The sequence below is a fragment of the Azospirillum sp. NS33 genome, from assembly GCF_059703765.1.
Map to the genome: position 1 here is coordinate 1 of NZ_BAAKJB010000019.1, position 16,739 is coordinate 16,739.

Consider the following 16,739-nt stretch of genomic DNA (forward strand, 5'->3'; position numbering starts at 1 on the left):
GAAGCCGGGGGCGTGGGCGGTGATGGAGGAGATGGTCTCGGTGTCGGCGTCCAGCACGCCGCCCTTGGCGGCGCGCTCGCGCTTCAGCAGCTCGGCCACCGTGTCCCACAGGCTGCGCGTGCGGGTGGTCGGGCCGGCCAGGAAGGTGGCGTCGCCTTCATAGGGGGTGACGTTGCGGACGATGAAGTCGCGCACGTTGACGTCGTGCTGCCACGACCCCCCGGCGAATCCACGCCAGGGCTGGGGCGCCGTTTCCGGCGAAGCGACGAGCGGTTCCGTCAACAAGGTGTCCATGATCGTAGCTTTCCCGTTTCGCGAGGGTGCCGCCGCCCCGATGGCGGCGGCCCCTCCGTGTCGAAAAACCTTGGTCTCTAAGCTCTGCGCTCTCACTCGGCCGGGGTGGCGGCGACGGGGAGGCTGTCGGGCTGGATGGCCTTGAGCATCTCGCGCCACTTCCGCATGGCCGCCCCCAGTATGACGAAACCCAGGGTCAGCATGATGATCGAGATCAAGGCATTGAACACGCTGTAGCCCTTCGCCAGCGGATTCAGATAGACGTTGGCGATCATCCAGTACCCGGCGTAGTTCACGGTGACGAAGAGGTATGCCAGGGGGACAAGGCAGGTCAGCATGTAGGCGCGGCGCTGCGAGATCCGCAGAATGACGGTGGCGCCGATGATCAGGCCGACGGAGGCCATGAGCTGGTTGGACACCCCGAACAACGCCCACACCGAGTTGATGTCGCCCGAGGTGAGCAGGTAGCCCCAGGCCACGCAGGCCAGCGCGCTGGCGGCGAGCACGCCGGGGGTCCAGTCGAGGCGCTTCAGGGGAGCGTAGACGTCGCCGCCCAGGTCCTGGATCAGGTAGCGCGCCACGCGGGTGCCGCTGTCCACCGCGGTCAGGATGAACACCGCCTCGAACATCACCACGAACTGGAAGAAGTAGGCGGCCAGGGTGTCGAACCAGGGAATGCGGGTGAAGATCTCGGTCATGCCCACGGCCAGGGTCACGGCACCGCCGGTGCGGCCGTAGAGGTCGAGGCCGATGGCTTCGCTGAGGCGCGGCAGGTCGACCACCTCCATGCCCAGGCCGGCGAAGGCCGCGGGGGCGGAGTTGATGGCGAAGTAGTCGGCGGGGTGGAGGGCGGTGGCGGCGATCAGCGCCATGACGCCAACCAGGCATTCCGCCAGCATGCCGCCGAAGGCCACGGGACGGATGTCGCTCCACTTGTCGATCAGTTTGGGCGTGGTGCCCGAGCCGATGAAGGCGTGGAAGCCGGAGATGGCACCGCAGGCGATGGTGATCGAGATGAAGGGCCACACCGGGCCGCTCAGCACCGGGCCGCCGCCGTGGATGAACTCGGTCAGCGCGGGGAAGCGGATCTCCGGGTTGATGAAGACGACGCCGACCACCAGGGCGCCGAACACGCCGATCTTCATGAAGCTGGAGAGGTAGCCGCGCGGCGTCAGCAGCATCCACACCGGCAGGGCGGTGGCGAAGAACGCGTAGACCGGCAGGGCGATGGCGACGGTGTCGGCGTGCAGGGTCAGCCAGCTGCCCAGCAGCGTGCCTTCCAGATACGGGCCGAGGAAGACCGAGGCGGCGATGGCGCCGACGCCGACATAGGTGGCGCCCTTGGAATGGCCGCTGTAGCGCTCGTAGAGGCCGAGCGCGATGGCGATCGGCACCGTCATGAAGACGGCGAAGGTGCCCCAGGCGTTGCGCTCCAGCGCGTGCACCACGACCATGGACAGGCCGGCCATGGTGATGGTGATGATGAACAGCATGGCCAGGCCCGTGCACCAGCCGGCGACGGGGCCGAGCTCGGCCTTGGCCACCTCCGACAGGGACTGGCCCTTGTGCTTCATGGAGGCGAACAGCACGACCGTGTCGTGCACCGCACCGCCGATCACCACGCCCACCAGCAGCCAGACGAAGCCGGGGAGGTAGCCGAACTGGGCGGCGAGGACCGGACCGACCAGCGGGCCGGCGGCGGCGATGGCGGCGAAGTGCTGGCCGGCGGTGACCCACTTCTTCGTCGGAACGTAGTTGCGACCGTCCTCCAACGCGTGGGACGGGGTCACTTCCGAATCGTCGGCACGGAGCACCTTGCGCACGAAGAAGATACCGTAGAAGCGGTAGCAGATGGCGAGGATGCAGAGTGTCGCGATCACAAACGTAATGGCGTGATCCATGACGGCTCTCCTGGATAGGAACTGCCGTCACGGTAGGAGTATCCACACCCTCCGTGGGGTCGGATCGGGCGAGCGGTCGGATCGGGCGGGCGAGCGGTCGGCGCCGGGGGGCGAGCGGCGGCACCCCCCACGACGCTCAGAACGGCAGCTTGGCGGGGTAGGTGCCGGCGCCCAGCTCCAGGCCGCGGCAGCGCTGCCAGATCCGGCCATAGGCGGCGGACAGGCGGCCGACCTGGGACTCGGAGCGGGCGATGTGGGGGGCGATCTGGGCGTGGGCCTCGGCGATCTCCCCCAGCAGGGCGTCCTCGTCGATGCGGGTCAGCCGGCCGTCGCGCATCACCGGCTCGCCGTCCACGAACACGGTGTCGAGGCCGGCCCCGGTCTCGTTGTAGACGAGCTGGCGCAGGGGATCGTTCAGCGGCACGAAGGGGATGCGGTCGAGACGCCACACCGTCAGGTCGGCGGTCCGCCCCTCCTCCACCGCGCCCAGGGAGTCGCCGAAGCCCAGGGCCCGCGCCCCGCCCATGGTGCCGGCGTGCCAGGCCTCCTCGGCGCCGATCCAGCGTTCGTGGTCGTCGCCGCGCAGCTTGTGCACCAGCGCCGTGGTCGACACCGTCTTCAGCATGTGCACGGTCTCGATCGACCCGCAGCCGTCGGTGCCCAGGCTGACGTTCACCCCGGCGTCCAGCAGGGCGCGCAGGGGGGCGAGGCCGGAGCCGAGCTTCAGATTGCTGTTGGGGTTGTGCTGCACGGTGGCGCCCGACGCCGCCAGCCGCTCGATCTCGCCCGGCGTCAGCCACACCGCGTGGATCACCGTGGTCTTGGGTTTCAGGATACCCAGGCGGTCGAGGTGCTCCAGCATGGTGCAGCCGTAGAGCAGCGGGCCGCTCACCGCCTGCAGGCGGGTCTCCTGCACATGGGTCATCAGCGGCAGGTCGAACTCGTCGGCGAAGGCGCGCATCTCCAGCAGGAACTCGTCGGTGCAGCGCTGCGGCGCCGACGGCGCCACGATGCAGCCGACGCGGTCGCGGGCGGGGTGGTGGTCGCGCGCCAGCTCCCGCACGAAGGCCGTCACCTCGGCCACCGGGGTGCGCGGCGTGCCGTCCAGCTCGGCCAGCAGCTCCGGCTCGAACTCCTCGTCCACGAAGGGCATGGCGCGGAAGAACGGCTTGTCGAACAGGGTGACCCCGACCAGGGCGCGGATGCCGGCGTCGCGGTAGGCCTGGAACGCCGCCGCCACGTGGTTGCGGTGGAGGATCGGGCTGGCGTTGAGGTCGTCGACGATGGTGGTCGCGCCCGAGCGCAGCGCCTCGATGGCGCCGACCAGGGTGCGCAGGTAGACTTGGCGCGCCGTCAAAGGGATGGGGTCGAGCGGGCGGACGTTGTTCATCCACAGCTCCAGCGGCACCCGGTCGTAACGGCCCTTGTGGTAGTGCTCGTGGCTGTGGTGGTGGCCGTTGATGAGGCCGGCCGCCACCAGGCGGTGGCGGGCGTCGATCACCGTGCCCACCGGCGGCGCGCTGCCGGCCGGGCGGATCGCGGCGATCCGCGTGCCCTCGATGACGATGTCCACCGGGCCGTCGCTGGCCCGCGCCTCCGGTCCGATGAGGGCGGTCGCCCCCGTCAACGTCCAAGCCGCCATGATGCCCGTTCCACAGAATTCGGAAATGACGAGGGGACGGCGCGCCGGGCGCCGCCCCCGTGTGTGCGTGCGCTCCGCCTCAGCCCGGCAATTTGCCCAGCGACACGTACAGCGCCCTCAGGGTCTCGCGCTCCTGCTCCAGGGTCTTGGCGAAGACGTCGTGGGGCTGGAAGTCGATGCGGCTGTTGATGCGCCCGACCAGCCGCAGGAAGCCCTCGTCCTTGACCAGCTCGGCGAAGCCGTCGGACAGGCGCTTCACGCGCTCGTCGGGCGTGCCCTTCGGCACCAGGGCGCCCAGCCAGAAATGCCAGACGATGGGCGCGCCGGCCTCGGCGCAGGTGGGGACGTCCTTGAAGCCCTCCCAGCGCTGGGTGTCGGCGACGCAGATCGGCTTCACCGCGCCCGACGCGATGTGCTCGCCCACCACCGTGGGCAGCCCGGCGTAGGCCATGGTGTTGCCGCCGAGAAGCTGGGTGATGGCCGGACCGCCGCCCCCGAACTCGATCCCTTTCATCGTCGTGCCCGTCTCCTTCTTCAGCATCTCGAAGGCGACGTAGGTCAGGCCGTTGACGTTGTCGGAGCTGTAGACCAGCCCGTCGGGGTTGGCCTTGGCGTAGGCGACCATGCCCTTGAGGTCGGCGAAGGGGGCCTCCTTGCCGGCCACGAACACCGCGGGGGCGTAGTTGATGCGGGCCACCGGGATGAAGTCGCCGGCGGTGAAGGGAAGCTGCTCCACCTGCGGGCGCAGGCTGATGATGGTGGGGTCGCCGAACAGCACGGTGTGGCCGTCCGGCTCGGCCTTCGCCACCTCGGCGGTGCCGACCACGCCGCCGCCGCCGGCCCGGATGATGGAGATCATCGGCTGGCCGAAGAAGGGCTCCGCGGCGGTGGTGATGATCGCCGCGTGCAGCGACGTGGCGCCACCCGGCGGGTAGGGCGTCACGAAGCGGATGGGCTTGGACGGGAACTCGTCGGCGGACACCGCCGGAGCGCCGAGGGTCGACGCCAGCAGGACACCGGCGGCCAGAAGTCGGAACGTCACTTGAACCTCCACTGCGCTTGGAAAAGGCGGGGCAGGCTCCGGCCGCGCAGGGCCGAGCCAAGGATGGTGAGGACGGCGAGCGCCAGGATGCCGGCGGCGATGGGGCGCTCGGCGAAGATGGCCAGGCTGTTGTCGGACAGCATCATGGTCTGGCGCAGGCTGTTCTCCAGCCCCGGCGCCAGGAGCAGCCCGATCACCAGGGGCGGCACCGGCACGCCGGTCTTGCGCATGAGGTAGCCGGCCGCCCCGCCGGCCACCATGACGTAGACGTCGAACAGGCTGGAGTTGACGGCGAAGGCGCCGGCGACGCAGAGGATGGTGACCGCCGGGAACAGCAGCCCTTCCGGCAGCGTCGTGATCCGCGGCAGCCAGCGCACCGCCAGCAGGCCGATGCCCAGCAGCATCAGGTTGGTCACCAGCAGGATGGCGAAGAGCCCGTAGACGGTGGCGCCGTGGCTCTGGAACAGCATCGGCCCGGGGGTGAGCCCCTGGGCCATGAAGGCGCCCAGCAGCACCGCGGTGACGGTGTCGCCGGGGATGCCGAAGACCAGCAGCGGCACCAGGGCGGCGGGGCAGACCGCGTTGTTCCCGGCCTCCGCCGCGGCCAGCCCCTCCAGCGAGCCGCGCCCGTACTCCTGCGGCCGCCGGGACCGGCGCTTGGCGATGCCGTAGGCGATCCAGCAGGAGATCTCCGCCCCCAGCCCGGGCAGGGCGCCGATGAAGGCGCCGATGCCGGATGAGCGGACCAGGGTCGGCACGGTGGCGCGGAACTCCGTCCAGGTCAGGCGCGGGCCGCCGCCGGCGTTCGCCGTTCCGGCGAAAAGGGTCTCGCTGCGGATCAGGATCTCGCTCAGCGCGAACATGCCGATCAGCAGCGGCACCAGCGACACCCCGCCCATCAGATCGACCGAGCCGAAGGTGAAGCGGTTGTAGCCGGACATGGGGTCCAGGCCGATGCAGGCGATGAACACCCCCACGGCGGCGCTGATCAGCCCCTTGATGGCGTTGCCGCCGCTGACCACCGCGATCATGGTCAGCGAGAACAGGAACAGCGCGGTGAACTCCGGCGCGCCGAAGCGCAGGGCGACCGAGGCCAGGGCCGTCGCCGAGAAGATCAGGACGATGGTCGCCAGCAGGTCGCCGAAGACCGAGGCGAAGAGGCTCATCTCCAGCGCCTTGCGGGCCATGCCGCGCCGCGCCAGGGCGTGGCCGTCGAGGGCGGTGGCGGCGGCGGCCGCGGTGCCCGGCGTGTTGATGGTGATGGCCGGGATCGAGCCGGCGTAGATCGCCGCCTTGTAGACGCCCAGCAGGAAGGGGATGCCGATGGCGGCGTCCATGAAGAAGGTGAACGGGGACAGCACCGCCACCGCCATGGTGGCGGTGAGCCCCGGCAGGGCGCCGACCACGATGCCGACCACCAGCCCGACGCCGGCGGCGCCGATCGAATAGGGATTGGCCAGGAAGGCCAGTCCGGCCAGCAGGCTGTCCATCACCACAGCGTCACCTTCGGGTCGGGGAACACGATCAGCAGGAGATGGCCGAACAGGAAGAGGACCAGGGCGATGGTGCCGACCGCCGTCAGCAGCACCGGCACCGGGCGCCGGTACCCGAAGGCCCACGCCATCGGCAGGAAGGCCAGGAAGCTCGCCGCCGGCAGGCCGATCCACGGCACCGCGCCCGCGTACCCGACGACGATGGCGAACACCGCCAGGGTGCGCAGACCGGGGCGCTCCCCCTCACCGTCCGGTGCCGCGGTGCGGCGCAGCACGGTGGCGAGGCCGAGCAGCGTTCCCAGCACCACGAGCAACGCCGCCGAGAGCGCCGGGAACACCACCGGCGAGCGCATGTCGCCGATGCTGTCGTAGCCGTACCCGGCGATCTGCTGGGGCAGGATCGCCAGGGCGACGATGCCGGCGACCGTCACCACCGCCGAGAGCGCGAGATCGGAGCGCATGCCTCATCCTCTCCTGTGCACCAGAATGGTAAGCAAGAGGGATGCCAGATCGTATCCAATTGCATGACGCCACAATTCCCAGCGCCATACTAAGATATGCTCGCTGTCGCGGCAGGTTGTGCCCACGCGGGCGGCACCTGGCTGCCAATGGTGCAGCGAGGGTGAGCCGAAGATGAGGGCCGCGGCGCCACCAATGCGCGTGCAAAAGCCCCCCGTCCTGGATACAATGTGCGCCTTGCCCGCACAACGCAGCCCGAGCCGATGCCCAGACGACGCGACACCGCCGAGGACTCCCTGCCGATGACGAGGTCGATGAGCGCCTCGCTGTTCCCTGCGCCGGCGGACGATCCGATCTACACGGAGATCTTCGATGCCATCCAGGACGGCAAGCTGCCGCCCGGCACGAAGCTGGGCGAGGACCAGCTCTCCGCCGTGTTCAACGTCAGCCGCACGCGTATCCGCCAGAGCCTGCGCCAGCTCTCCTTCGCCGGGGTGGTCGAGGTGTTCCGGAACCGCGGCGCGTTCGTCGCCCGGCCGACGCGCCACGACGCCAACGACATCTACGCGGCGCGCCGCCTGGTCGAGGGCGACGTCGTCACCACCGTGGCGCGCCACCACACGGCCGCCGATCTGGACGTGCTGCGGGCCCATGTGGCCCGCCAGCGGGCCGCGCTCGACGAGGGCGAACGGGCCGACGCCCGCCGCCTGATCGCCGAGTTCCACCTGGTGCTGGGGGCGCTGGCCGGCAACCGGTCGCTGGCCCGCTTCATCGCCCAGCTGGTGGCCCAGACCACGCTGATCAACATGCTCTACGACACCCACGCCGCGCCCTGCTGCTCCGTCGACGAGCACGACGCCCTGGTGGAGCGCATCGCGGCGCGCGACGTGGAGCGCAGCCTGGCGCTGATGACCAGCCACCTCGAGGCGGTGCAGCGCCGCCTCCGCTTCCCCGACGATCGCCCGCCGGAGGTCGACTTCGGCCTGGTCTTCGGCCGGACGTGACCAATCTGAGTCCATATTGTATCCAAATGATGCAGCAGAATGGACAACCATTGAGCAGGAGGTGGCCGAGGACAAGGCGGATTCATTGATTCCAATCGGCGAAGATATTGGCACACATCTTGATATGTGAATGGCCACACGGTTCACACGGACGGGATGGAGGCCAGGCATGACGAGCGGACTGACGCGCCGGCAATGGATGACGGGGGCAGCCCTCGCGGGCACGGCGGCGGCCGTCGCCCCGGGGCCGCTGGGGCGGGGCCTGGTGTCGCCGGCCCACGCCGCCGGCACCAACCTGATGGTGGTGCAGTGGGGCGCCGCCTGGATCGACGTCTCGAAGAAGATCGTCGCCCCCTACGAGCAGGAGACCGGCGACCGCATCGCCTGGGAGCTGCACGCCGGCGGGGCCATGGCGATCGTCGCCAAGATCAAGCCGAACTGGCCGACCGTCCCCTACCACGTGATCTCGTGCTGGGACCCGGTGTTCCGCGCCATGATCAACGAGGACTGGCTGGAGCCGGTCAGCGTCGAGGAGATGCCGAACCTCAAGGAGATCCCCGAGGTGTTCTTCCAGAAGAACGCGGCGGGGCAGCTCATGAGCGTGCCGCTCAGCACCGCCGGCGCCTTCTGGGGCTACCGCACCGACCTGGTCGAAAAGCCCATCGAGTCCATCGAGCAGCTTCTGGAGCCGCGCTTCAAGGGCAAGATCTGCGTGCCCTATCCGGTCAACCTGACCGGGCTTCTGCTGGTGACGCTGGCCATGCAGCGCGGCGGCGACGAGCGCAACATCGAGCCGGGGTGGGACTTCCTCAAGGAGCTGGCCCGGCGCGGCAACATCGGCCGGGTCATCAACAACAACTCCGAATTCATCAACGCCATGAGCGCCGGGGACGTGTCGGTGGCCTTCTTCAACAACGGCGGCTGGTCGGTGGTGAAGGACCGCTTCCCGGTCAAGATCCTGAACCGGCTGAAGGACAACAAGGGGTTCCTCTACAACGAGGGCTTCGCCATCCTGAAGTCCGACCGGGTCGCCGCGGCCAAACGTTTCGCCAACCACTTCGCCGGCGCCGCGGTCAACGAGACCTACAACATCCCGCTGGGCTCCGGCCCGACCAACCCCAAGGCGAACGTGGGCGAGAAGGCGGCCGACTTCTACTACCGGCCGGACGAGCTGGCGCAGCACGCCTACGTCGCCGACTTCGGCTACCTGTCGTCGCAGGTGAACGACTGGGCCCAGCGCTGGGAGACCGAGATCGTTCCGCTGCTGCGGGCGTGACGGGGATGCGCCCCGCCCCCGCCGCGTGGCTTCTGCTGGTGCCGGGCGGGCTGCTGCTGTCCGGCCTGCTGGCCGCCCCGCTCGCCCTGCTGGCGCAGGAGAGCCTGCGCGCGTTCGTCGGCGGCCGGGTCGGCGGGCAGGCCGACCAGCCGCTGACCCTGGCCAACTACGCCCATCTCCTGGACCCGGCCTACGCCTTCTATTTCTGGGAGACGTTCCGGATCGGCGCCATCGTCAGCCTGCTGGCCCTGGTGCTGGGCTTTCCCCTGGCCTACGTCACCGCCCGCACCGCGCGGGCCGGGCTGCGCAAGGCCATCCTCGGCCTGCTGATCGCCATGCTGTTCCTCAGCGTGGTGGCCCGGCTTTACGCCATCCTCATGGCCTACGGGCCGACCGGGCCGCTGAAGGGGCTGGCGGCGCTGCTCGGCATGGCGCCGTCGAGCGCCGCCTTCGCCGAGGTGCAGGTGGTCTTCGGACTGCTCCACCTCGTGCTGCCGCTGGTCGCGCTCACCCTGGTGGGGACGGTGCAGAACATCAGCCCGCGCCTGGAGGAGGCGGCCATGGCGCTGGGGGCGCCGCGCTGGCGGGCGGTCGCGGGGGTGGTGCTGCCGCTGGCCGTGCCCGGTCTGCTGTCCGCCTTCCTGATCGCCTTCGCCATGTGCATCAGCAACTTCGTGGTGCCGCTGATCCTCGGCCGCGGGGTCGTGCTGTTCGTGTCCAACCTCATGTACATCCGCTTCTCGGAGATCGCCAACTTCCCCTCCGGCGCGGCCATCGGCATGGTCATGCTGGTGCTGTCCTTCGGCGTCGCCTTCGGGCTGACGGCGCTGGTCCGCCGCCTCTGGCCCACCCCGGCGGGTGCGCGATGAGGCGGCTCGGCGACTGGGTCGCCTCGCTGCTGTTCGTCGCCCTGTTCGGCGTGGCGGTGGTGTTCCTGGTGATCCCGCTGGCGGTGTCGGTGGTGCTGTCGTTCGACGCGCGGGAGTACATCGGGCCGTTCCCGCCGCCGGCATGGTCCGGGCGGTGGTACGACGCGCTGTGGGAGAACACCGCCTATCTCGACGGGCTGCGCGTCAGCCTGGAGATCGGGCTGCTGGCCACCGCGATCTCGGTGGTGGCCGGCGGGCTGGCCGCCGTCTTCCTCGACCGTTTCCGCTTTCCCGGCCGCGACGCGCTGGAGACCCTGTTCCTGGCGCCGAAGTTCGTGCCCACCGTGGTCGTCGGCTTCTCGATCCTGGCGCTGTGCGCCACCCTGGGGGTGCGCGACGGCTGGTGGCGGCTGCTGATGGGCCACGTCATCATCACCGTGCCGTTCACCCTGCGCGCCACCCTGGCCGCCCTGGTCGGCATCCGCCGCTCGCTGGTGGAGGCGGCGATGATCCTCGGCGCCAGCGAGGTGCGCGCCTACGTCGACGTGGTGGTGCCGCTGGCGCGCACCGGCATCCTGTCCGGTGCCCTGTTCGCCTTCGTGCTGTCCTTCGACGAGGTGGCGGTCAGCCTGTTCCTGTCCGACCCCTTCACCACGACGCTGCCGGTGGCCCTGGTGGCGGAGATGCGGGCCAACCTCAACCTCACCGTCGCCGCCGTCTCCACCCTGTTCGTCGGCCTGTCCGCGCTGGCGATCGTCGTGCTGGACCGTCTGGTCGGGCTCGACCGGGTGATCGGCTATGGGATCCATCGCGCATGACCGTCACCCCCGCGCCCGTCGTCGAGCTTCAGAACGTGACCAAGCGGTTCGGTGGCATGCCGGCCGTCGACGCCGTGTCCTTCGACCTGAAGCGCGGCGAGTGCGTCGCCCTGCTTGGCCCCAGCGGCTGCGGCAAGACGACGACCCTGCGCGTCCTCGCCGGCTTCGAGTGGCCGGACGCCGGGGTGGTCGCCATCGCCGGGCGCGACATGAGTGCCGCCCGCCCCTACGAGCGCAACATCGGCCTGGTCTTCCAGGACTACGCCCTGTTCCCGCACATGACGGTGGCGGAGAACGTCGACTACGGCATGAGGCGCCGCGGTGTCGGCCGGGCCGAGCGCGAGCGGCGGCGGCGCGAGGTGCTGCGCCTGGTCCGTCTCGACGGGCTGGAGGAACGGCGGCCGGCGCAGCTCAGCGGCGGCCAGCAGCAGCGCGTCGCCATGGCCCGGGCGCTGGCGCCGAACCCGGCGGTGATGCTCCTGGACGAGCCGCTGTCCAACCTCGACGCCCGGCTGCGCCACGACCTGCGGCACGAGCTGCGGGACATCCTGGCGGAGGCCGGCACCACCACCCTCATCGTCACCCACGACCAGGAGGAGGCCATCGCCATGGCCGACCGGATCGTCCTGATGAACCAGGGGCGGGTGCAGCAGGTGGGGCCGCCCCGCGACCTGTACGAGCGCCCGGCGACGGCCTTCGTCGCCGCGTTCCTCGGCCGCTGCAACTGGTTCGACGGCGCGGTGGAAGGGGCCGGCACGGAGGGCACGGTGGTCTTCCGCACCAGCGAGGGCTGGCCGCTGCACGCCGTTCCGCCGGCGCCCCGGGTGGGCGCCCCGCCCCCGGCGGGCGTCGCGATCCGCCCGGAACGGGTGCGGGTCCTCGACCCGATGGCGATCACCGGGGGCGGGCTCAACCGCCTGCCGGCCACGGTCGCCCGGCTGCACTACCTCGGCGCCGACCTGCGCCTCGACCTCGCCCTGACGGGAGGCCGGCGCCTGGAAGCGGCGGTCAAGGCCGACGGGCGTCCGCTGCCCGCCCCCGGCGACGCCGTGGTCGTCGCGATCGACCCCGCCGACTGCGTCCTGGTGGCCGGGGAGGCGCGGCCGTGACGCCCCCGCCCCCCGGCCGGCCGCTGCTGATCGCCGGCGCCCGGATTCTCGACGCCGACCGGCCCGACGCCGCCCCCGCCGACCTGCTGGTGGCGGACGGCCGGATCGCCGCGCTGCTGCCGCCGGGCGCCCCGCCGCCGGAGGGCACGGCGCGGCTGGACGCGGCCGGCACCCTCGTCATGCCCGGTCTCGTCAACGCCCACACCCACAGCCACCTGACCTTCGCCAAGGGGGTGCAGGACCGCTGGACCCTCGAGCTCCACCTCGCCCACGGGCCGTGGACCAACGCCCTGCTGACGCCCGATGACCGCTACGTCGCGGCCCAGCTCGGCGCGGTGGAGATGCTGATCAAGGGCTGCACCACCGCGGTCGACCTCCACAACGAGATCCCGCTGCCGACGCCGGAGGGCATCGCCGCGGCGGCGCAAGGGCACGTCGACGCCGGCATGCGCGTCCAGATGATGCCGATGCTGGCCGACACCGGCCTGTGGGGCGCCATCCCCGGCCTCATGGAGGCGCTGCCCGAGGCCCTGCGCGACCAGGTCGGCGCCATCGGCTTCGCCGGTCCGGAGGCGCTGGTGGCGGCGGTCCGCCGCATCGCCGCGGCGTGGCCGTTCGACGCGGAGGTGGCGCCCCTGGGCTTCGCCCCGACCATCCCGCTGCACTGCTCCGACGGGCTGCTGCGGGCCTGCGCCGCGCTGTCGGCGGAGACTGGGCTGCGCACCCACATGCACCTGGCCGAGTCCAAGGTGCAGGCGGTGGCGGGCCTGTCCCGCTATGGCGAGAGCCTGACGGCGCGGGTCGACACCGCCGGCCTGCTGAGCGATCGCTTCACTGCGGCCCACGCGGTGTGGGTGGACGACGCCGACCTCGACCGCATCGCCGCCCGGGGCGCCGCCATCGCCCACAACCCCGGCAGCAACCTGCGCCTGGGCTCTGGCCTCGCCCGTGCCCGGCGCATGGTCGAGCGCGGCATCGCCGTCGGCATCGGCACCGATGCGTCGAGCTGCGCCGACGGCCTCAACATGTTCGAGGCGATGCGCACGGCGGCGCTGCTGTCCCACGCCATGGGCCCCGACCCGGCGCGCTGGCTGAGCGCCGCGGAGGCCTTCGCCATGGCCACCCGCGGCGGCGCGGCCGGCATCGGCATGGGCGACCGGCTCGGCCGGATCGCCCCGGGCTGCCACGCCGACCTGGTGTTCCTCGACCTCGGCCACGTCAACTACCTGCCGCTCAACGCACCGCTCACCCAGGTGCTGTTCGTGGAGAACGGGGCGGCGGTGCGCCGGGTGATGGTCGGCGGGCGCACGGTGGTGGAGGACGGCCGTCCCACCCTGGTCGACCTGGAGCGCCTGCGGGCCCGCGTCGAGGCGACGGTGGCGCGCATCCACGCCACCGTCGCCGGACGGCGCGCCCTGGCCGAGGCGCTGGCCCCCCACGCCGCCGCCTTCTGCCAGTGCCTCGCCGCCTCGCCCTTTCCCGTCACCCGCTATGGAGAGTTCGGCCCATGATCAGCGCCCTGCCGCCGCGCACCGCCCGGGTGGTCCGCGTGGCGATGCCGGACCCCGGCGACCCGTCGCCCCTGGCCGCGCTGGTCGAGGCCGGCGTGATCGATCCCACCCGCGTCGTCGCGGTCATGGGCAAGACCCCCGGCAACGGCCTGACCAACGACCACACCCGGGAGTTCGCCACCGTCACCGTGGCCGGCGCGCTGGCCCGCTCCCTCGGGGTGTCACCGGCGGAGGTGCGCCGGCGGGTGCTCTTCATCCTGTCCGGCGGCACCGAGGGGATGATCGCCCCGCACCTGCTGGTGTTCTGCGCCGGCCCGGCCGCCGAGGCGGAGGCGGAGGCGGTGGTGGCGGGCGGCGGGCCGGCCATGGCGCTCGCCGTCGCCGCCTCGGCGCCGCTGGTGGCGACGGCGATCGGCCGGGCCGTCCAGATCGCCGCGACCGCCGCGGCGACCCGCGCCGCCATGGCCGAGGCGGGCATCGCCGACCCCGGCGACGTCGCCTTCGTCCAGGTCAAGTGCCCGATCCCCAAGCCGGCGGCGTTCCATGACCCGGCCCAGGCGGCCGGCCTGTCGGCGTCCGCGATCGGCGCCATGAAGGCGCGCTCGCGCGCCGCCAGCGCGCTCGGCGTCGCCGTGGCGCTGGGGGACGTGGCGGCGGCCGAGGCCACCGAGGACGCCATCGCCGGCCGCCCCGACCTGTTCACCGGCCGGGCCTGCGTCACCGCCGGCGTCGACGACGACCGCGCCAGCGTCCTGGTGCTCGGCAACGCCGCGGGCTGGCGGGGGCCGCAGCGGGTCGGCAGCTGCGTCCTGCGCGATCCCCTCGATGCCCCCGCCGTGGCCGCCTTGCTCGGCCGTCTGGGGGTGGCGCTGGAGCGGGGCCAGGCCGACCCGCACGGCCCGGTCCGGCTGGCCGGGCTGATCGTCAAGGGGGAGCCGCCCGCTGGCGACCGGCTGCGCGCCGCCCGTCACGTGATGCTGGACGACAGCGACATCCACCCCGTGCGCCACTACCGCGCCTTCCTCGGCGGTGTGCTCGGGGCGGTCACCGGCGACACCCACGTCTACCTGTCCGGCGGGGCCGAGCACCAGGGGCCGCCCGGCGGCGCCGTGCTCGCCGCCATCGTCGAACGCCACCCCACCTGATCCCGGAGGAACACCCATGGACACCGGCCAATTGGCCCAGGACTTCGACCGGCAGGGCTATTGCGTCGCCGCGGGGCTGCTGTCCCCGGCGGAGGTCGCGGCCCTCGCCGACCTGACCGACCGCGTCATCGCCGGGGCGCAGGGCGTGGAGGCGGAGAACGCCGTCTACGACCTGGAGGAGTCCCACACCCCCGACGACCCGCGGGTGCGGCGCATCAAGAAGCCGCACGACGTCGACCCGCTCTACATGGCGACGGCGCGCCATCCGGCGCTGCTGGCGGTGGTCACCCGCCTGCTGGGGCCGGCGGTGCGGCTGCACCACAGCAAGGTCAACCTGAAGGCGCCGCGGTACGGCGCGCCGCTGGAGTGGCACCAGGACTGGGCGTTCATTCCCCATTCCCGGATGGCGCTGGCCATCGCCGCGGTGATGCTCGACGACGTCGGTCTCGACAACGGCCCCATCCTGATGCTGCCGGGCACCCACGCCGCGGGGCTGCGCGACCACCACGACGACGGCTACTTCGTCGGCGCCATCGACCCGGGGACCTTGGACCTCGACGCCGCCGTGCCGGTGACCGGGCCGGCGGGCACCGTGTCGTTCCACCACCCGCTGCTGATCCACGGCTCGGCGCTCAACGAATCCGCCCGCAAACGGCGCATCCTGTTCTTCGAGTACGCCGCGGCCGACGCCTGGCCGCTGTTCTACGGGGTGGAGTACGAGGAGTACAACCGCCGCCTGGTGGCCGGGGAGCCGACCAACGTGGTGGGCTTCGACGGCGCCTTCGTCCGCATGCCCGTGCCGACGCGCAACAGCGGCTCCATCTACAACAACCAGCGGGCGTTCGCGAAGCGCCACTTCAAGCATTTCGGGGACGAGGCCGCATCGTGATCGACGAACTCAGCCACACCCGCGCCGTCCTGTCGGCCCTGCGCGCCGCCTCGGTCGAGGCGCGCCACGCCCACGGTCCCGAGGCCGCCGTGGCGGCGCTGACCCGGGCGGCCCGGTCCTGCCTGGGCGACGCCGAGGCGCGCCACCGGCCCGGGGCCATCAAGCCCGGCGAGACCGATTTCGGCGTGTCCGGCGTCTTCTTCGCCGCCCCGGCCCGCGACCACCTCGTGCTGATGGCCGAGCACGACTTTCCCCCCGACCAGCACCGCCTGCGCATCAGCATCCAGGACAGCCGCCCCGGCTATGTGGTGCGCACGGGGGAGGCGGTGGTGCTGCCCAACACCGACGACGACACCCTGTTCCGCCAGATCCTGTCGACCGGCCGCATGGGCTCGGCCCTCTACGCGCCGGTGGAGTGGCAGGGCACGGTGCTGGGCATGTTCAACGTGGCGACCCAGGCGCGCGGCACCTACAGCCGCCTCGACCTCGACCTGCTGCTGCACTTCGCCGACCTCGCCGCGGCGGTGTGGGTCGCCCAGGGCGGGCCGGCGGTCCTGGCGGACCTTGTCGCCGGCCTGCCGCCGTGGCGGGAGCCGGCGGTCGCACCATGACCCGCACCCTTCTCGGCATGCTCACCCCCTCCTCGAACACGGTTCTGGAGCCGGTGACGAGCGCCATGCTGGCCGTCCTGCCGGAGGTGTCGGCCCATTTCGGCCGCTTCCGGGTGACCGAGATCTCCCTGGCGCCCGGGGTGCTGGGGCAGTTCGACCTGGCCCCGATCCTCGAGGCCGCCCGAGGCGATGGTCGCACCGCGCCGCCGGCTTCGACGTGGTGGCCGAGCGGCACCTGGGCGAGCGGGTGAACGTCGCGTTCTCCGAGGTGTCCGAAGGGGTGATCGAGCGGATGTGCGCGGAGGTGGCCGGGGCGCGTCCCGAGGCCATCGCCATCGTCTGCACCAACATGCGCGGCGGGCCGGTGGCCGCGCGGGTCGAGGCGGCGCTGGGCATCCCGGTCTACGACAGCGTGGCCACGGTGGTGTGGAAGGCCCTGCGCCTGGCCGGCGTCGACACCCGCCGCGTGCACGGGTGGGGCAGCCTCTTCCAGGAACTGGGGTGACGCGGCGCATGGTGTGCCCCGTCAACGGTCCGCCAACCTCGCCATGAGCGGCGATTGTGCACACGGGCGCCGGCTGCCTGCTTTTTCGGCGCCCGGGGGTCTCGTGTATGGGCGGATGTGCAAGTGTACTGCCATACCGGAGTGTGGCATGCCGGATGCAGTAGCCCTGGC

General features: G+C 71.7%; 16 protein-coding genes and 1 pseudogene. 11 read left to right on the forward strand and 6 right to left on the reverse strand.

Annotated elements, in window-relative coordinates; translation table 11 throughout:
• From AC6H2I_RS17230 to AC6H2I_RS17255, 6 genes and pseudogenes are all read right to left on the reverse strand, one after another.
• Positions 1-294 (reverse strand): annotated as a pseudogene (locus AC6H2I_RS17230) (formate acetyltransferase); the annotation flags it as partial.
• Positions 295-386: 92 nt separating this feature from the next.
• Entirely contained in the window at positions 387-2,195 is a 1,809-nt protein-coding gene (locus tag AC6H2I_RS17235) for a carbon starvation CstA family protein (RefSeq protein WP_497501910.1), read from the reverse strand.
• Positions 2,196-2,331: 136 nt separating this feature from the next.
• Positions 2,332-3,837 (reverse strand): amidohydrolase family protein, encoded by a 1,506-nt coding sequence (locus tag AC6H2I_RS17240; protein WP_497501911.1) that lies wholly within the window; start codon positions 3,835-3,837, stop codon positions 2,332-2,334.
• A gap of 79 nt (positions 3,838-3,916) precedes the next feature.
• The gene (locus tag AC6H2I_RS17245) at positions 3,917-4,879 is read right to left on the reverse strand and encodes a Bug family tripartite tricarboxylate transporter substrate binding protein (RefSeq protein ID WP_497501912.1); all 963 of its coding nucleotides are present in this window, start codon (positions 4,877-4,879) and stop codon (positions 3,917-3,919) included.
• Positions 4,876-6,369, reverse strand: coding sequence for a tripartite tricarboxylate transporter permease (locus tag AC6H2I_RS17250; RefSeq protein WP_497501913.1), 1,494 nt, complete (start codon positions 6,367-6,369; stop codon positions 4,876-4,878). Before AC6H2I_RS17250 ends, AC6H2I_RS17245 begins: the two co-directional genes overlap by 4 nt.
• A complete protein-coding gene (locus AC6H2I_RS17255; RefSeq protein WP_497501915.1) occupies positions 6,369-6,833 on the reverse strand; it encodes a tripartite tricarboxylate transporter TctB family protein in 465 nt (154 codons plus the stop codon). Before AC6H2I_RS17255 ends, AC6H2I_RS17250 begins: the two co-directional genes overlap by 1 nt.
• Positions 6,834-7,094: 261 nt before the next feature.
• On the opposite strand from AC6H2I_RS17255, the gene AC6H2I_RS17260 reads away from it, so the two are divergent.
• From AC6H2I_RS17260 to AC6H2I_RS17310, 11 genes are all read left to right on the forward strand, one after another.
• Positions 7,095-7,835 carry a GntR family transcriptional regulator gene (locus tag AC6H2I_RS17260; protein WP_497501916.1) on the forward strand — a complete coding sequence of 247 codons (741 nt, stop codon included), beginning with the start codon at positions 7,095-7,097 and terminating at the stop codon, positions 7,833-7,835.
• Positions 7,836-8,004: 169 nt separating this feature from the next.
• Complete coding sequence (locus tag AC6H2I_RS17265; protein WP_497501917.1) at positions 8,005-9,111, forward strand: extracellular solute-binding protein; 1,107 nt, start codon at positions 8,005-8,007, stop codon at positions 9,109-9,111.
• Positions 9,112-9,116: 5 nt separating this feature from the next.
• On the forward strand, positions 9,117-9,980 hold the full coding sequence (locus AC6H2I_RS17270) for an ABC transporter permease (RefSeq protein ID WP_497501918.1): 864 nt from the start codon (positions 9,117-9,119) through the stop codon (positions 9,978-9,980).
• Positions 9,977-10,798 carry an ABC transporter permease gene (locus AC6H2I_RS17275; RefSeq protein WP_497501919.1) on the forward strand — a complete coding sequence of 274 codons (822 nt, stop codon included), beginning with the start codon at positions 9,977-9,979 and terminating at the stop codon, positions 10,796-10,798. The genes AC6H2I_RS17270 and AC6H2I_RS17275 overlap by 4 nt, the downstream gene beginning before the upstream one ends.
• Positions 10,795-11,907: an ABC transporter ATP-binding protein gene (locus AC6H2I_RS17280; protein WP_497501920.1), complete on the forward strand. Its 1,113-nt coding sequence runs from the start codon at positions 10,795-10,797 to the stop codon at positions 11,905-11,907. Before AC6H2I_RS17275 ends, AC6H2I_RS17280 begins: the two co-directional genes overlap by 4 nt.
• Positions 11,904-13,418, forward strand: coding sequence for an amidohydrolase family protein (locus AC6H2I_RS17285; RefSeq protein WP_497501921.1), 1,515 nt, complete (start codon positions 11,904-11,906; stop codon positions 13,416-13,418). The genes AC6H2I_RS17280 and AC6H2I_RS17285 overlap by 4 nt, the downstream gene beginning before the upstream one ends.
• The gene (locus AC6H2I_RS17290) at positions 13,415-14,563 is read left to right on the forward strand and encodes a ring-opening amidohydrolase (RefSeq protein WP_497501922.1); all 1,149 of its coding nucleotides are present in this window, start codon (positions 13,415-13,417) and stop codon (positions 14,561-14,563) included. Before AC6H2I_RS17285 ends, AC6H2I_RS17290 begins: the two co-directional genes overlap by 4 nt.
• Before the next feature lie 16 nt (positions 14,564-14,579).
• Positions 14,580-15,452: a phytanoyl-CoA dioxygenase family protein gene (locus tag AC6H2I_RS17295; protein ID WP_497501923.1), complete on the forward strand. Its 873-nt coding sequence runs from the start codon at positions 14,580-14,582 to the stop codon at positions 15,450-15,452.
• Positions 15,449-16,063 carry a GAF domain-containing protein gene (locus tag AC6H2I_RS17300; protein WP_497501924.1) on the forward strand — a complete coding sequence of 205 codons (615 nt, stop codon included), beginning with the start codon at positions 15,449-15,451 and terminating at the stop codon, positions 16,061-16,063. The genes AC6H2I_RS17295 and AC6H2I_RS17300 overlap by 4 nt, the downstream gene beginning before the upstream one ends.
• On the forward strand, positions 16,060-16,314 hold the full coding sequence (locus AC6H2I_RS17305; RefSeq protein ID WP_497501925.1) for a hypothetical protein: 255 nt from the start codon (positions 16,060-16,062) through the stop codon (positions 16,312-16,314). The genes AC6H2I_RS17300 and AC6H2I_RS17305 overlap by 4 nt, the downstream gene beginning before the upstream one ends.
• A complete protein-coding gene (locus AC6H2I_RS17310; protein WP_497501926.1) occupies positions 16,284-16,568 on the forward strand; it encodes an aspartate racemase/maleate isomerase family protein in 285 nt (94 codons plus the stop codon). The genes AC6H2I_RS17305 and AC6H2I_RS17310 overlap by 31 nt, the downstream gene beginning before the upstream one ends.
• The last annotated feature ends 171 nt before the right edge of the window (positions 16,569-16,739 follow it).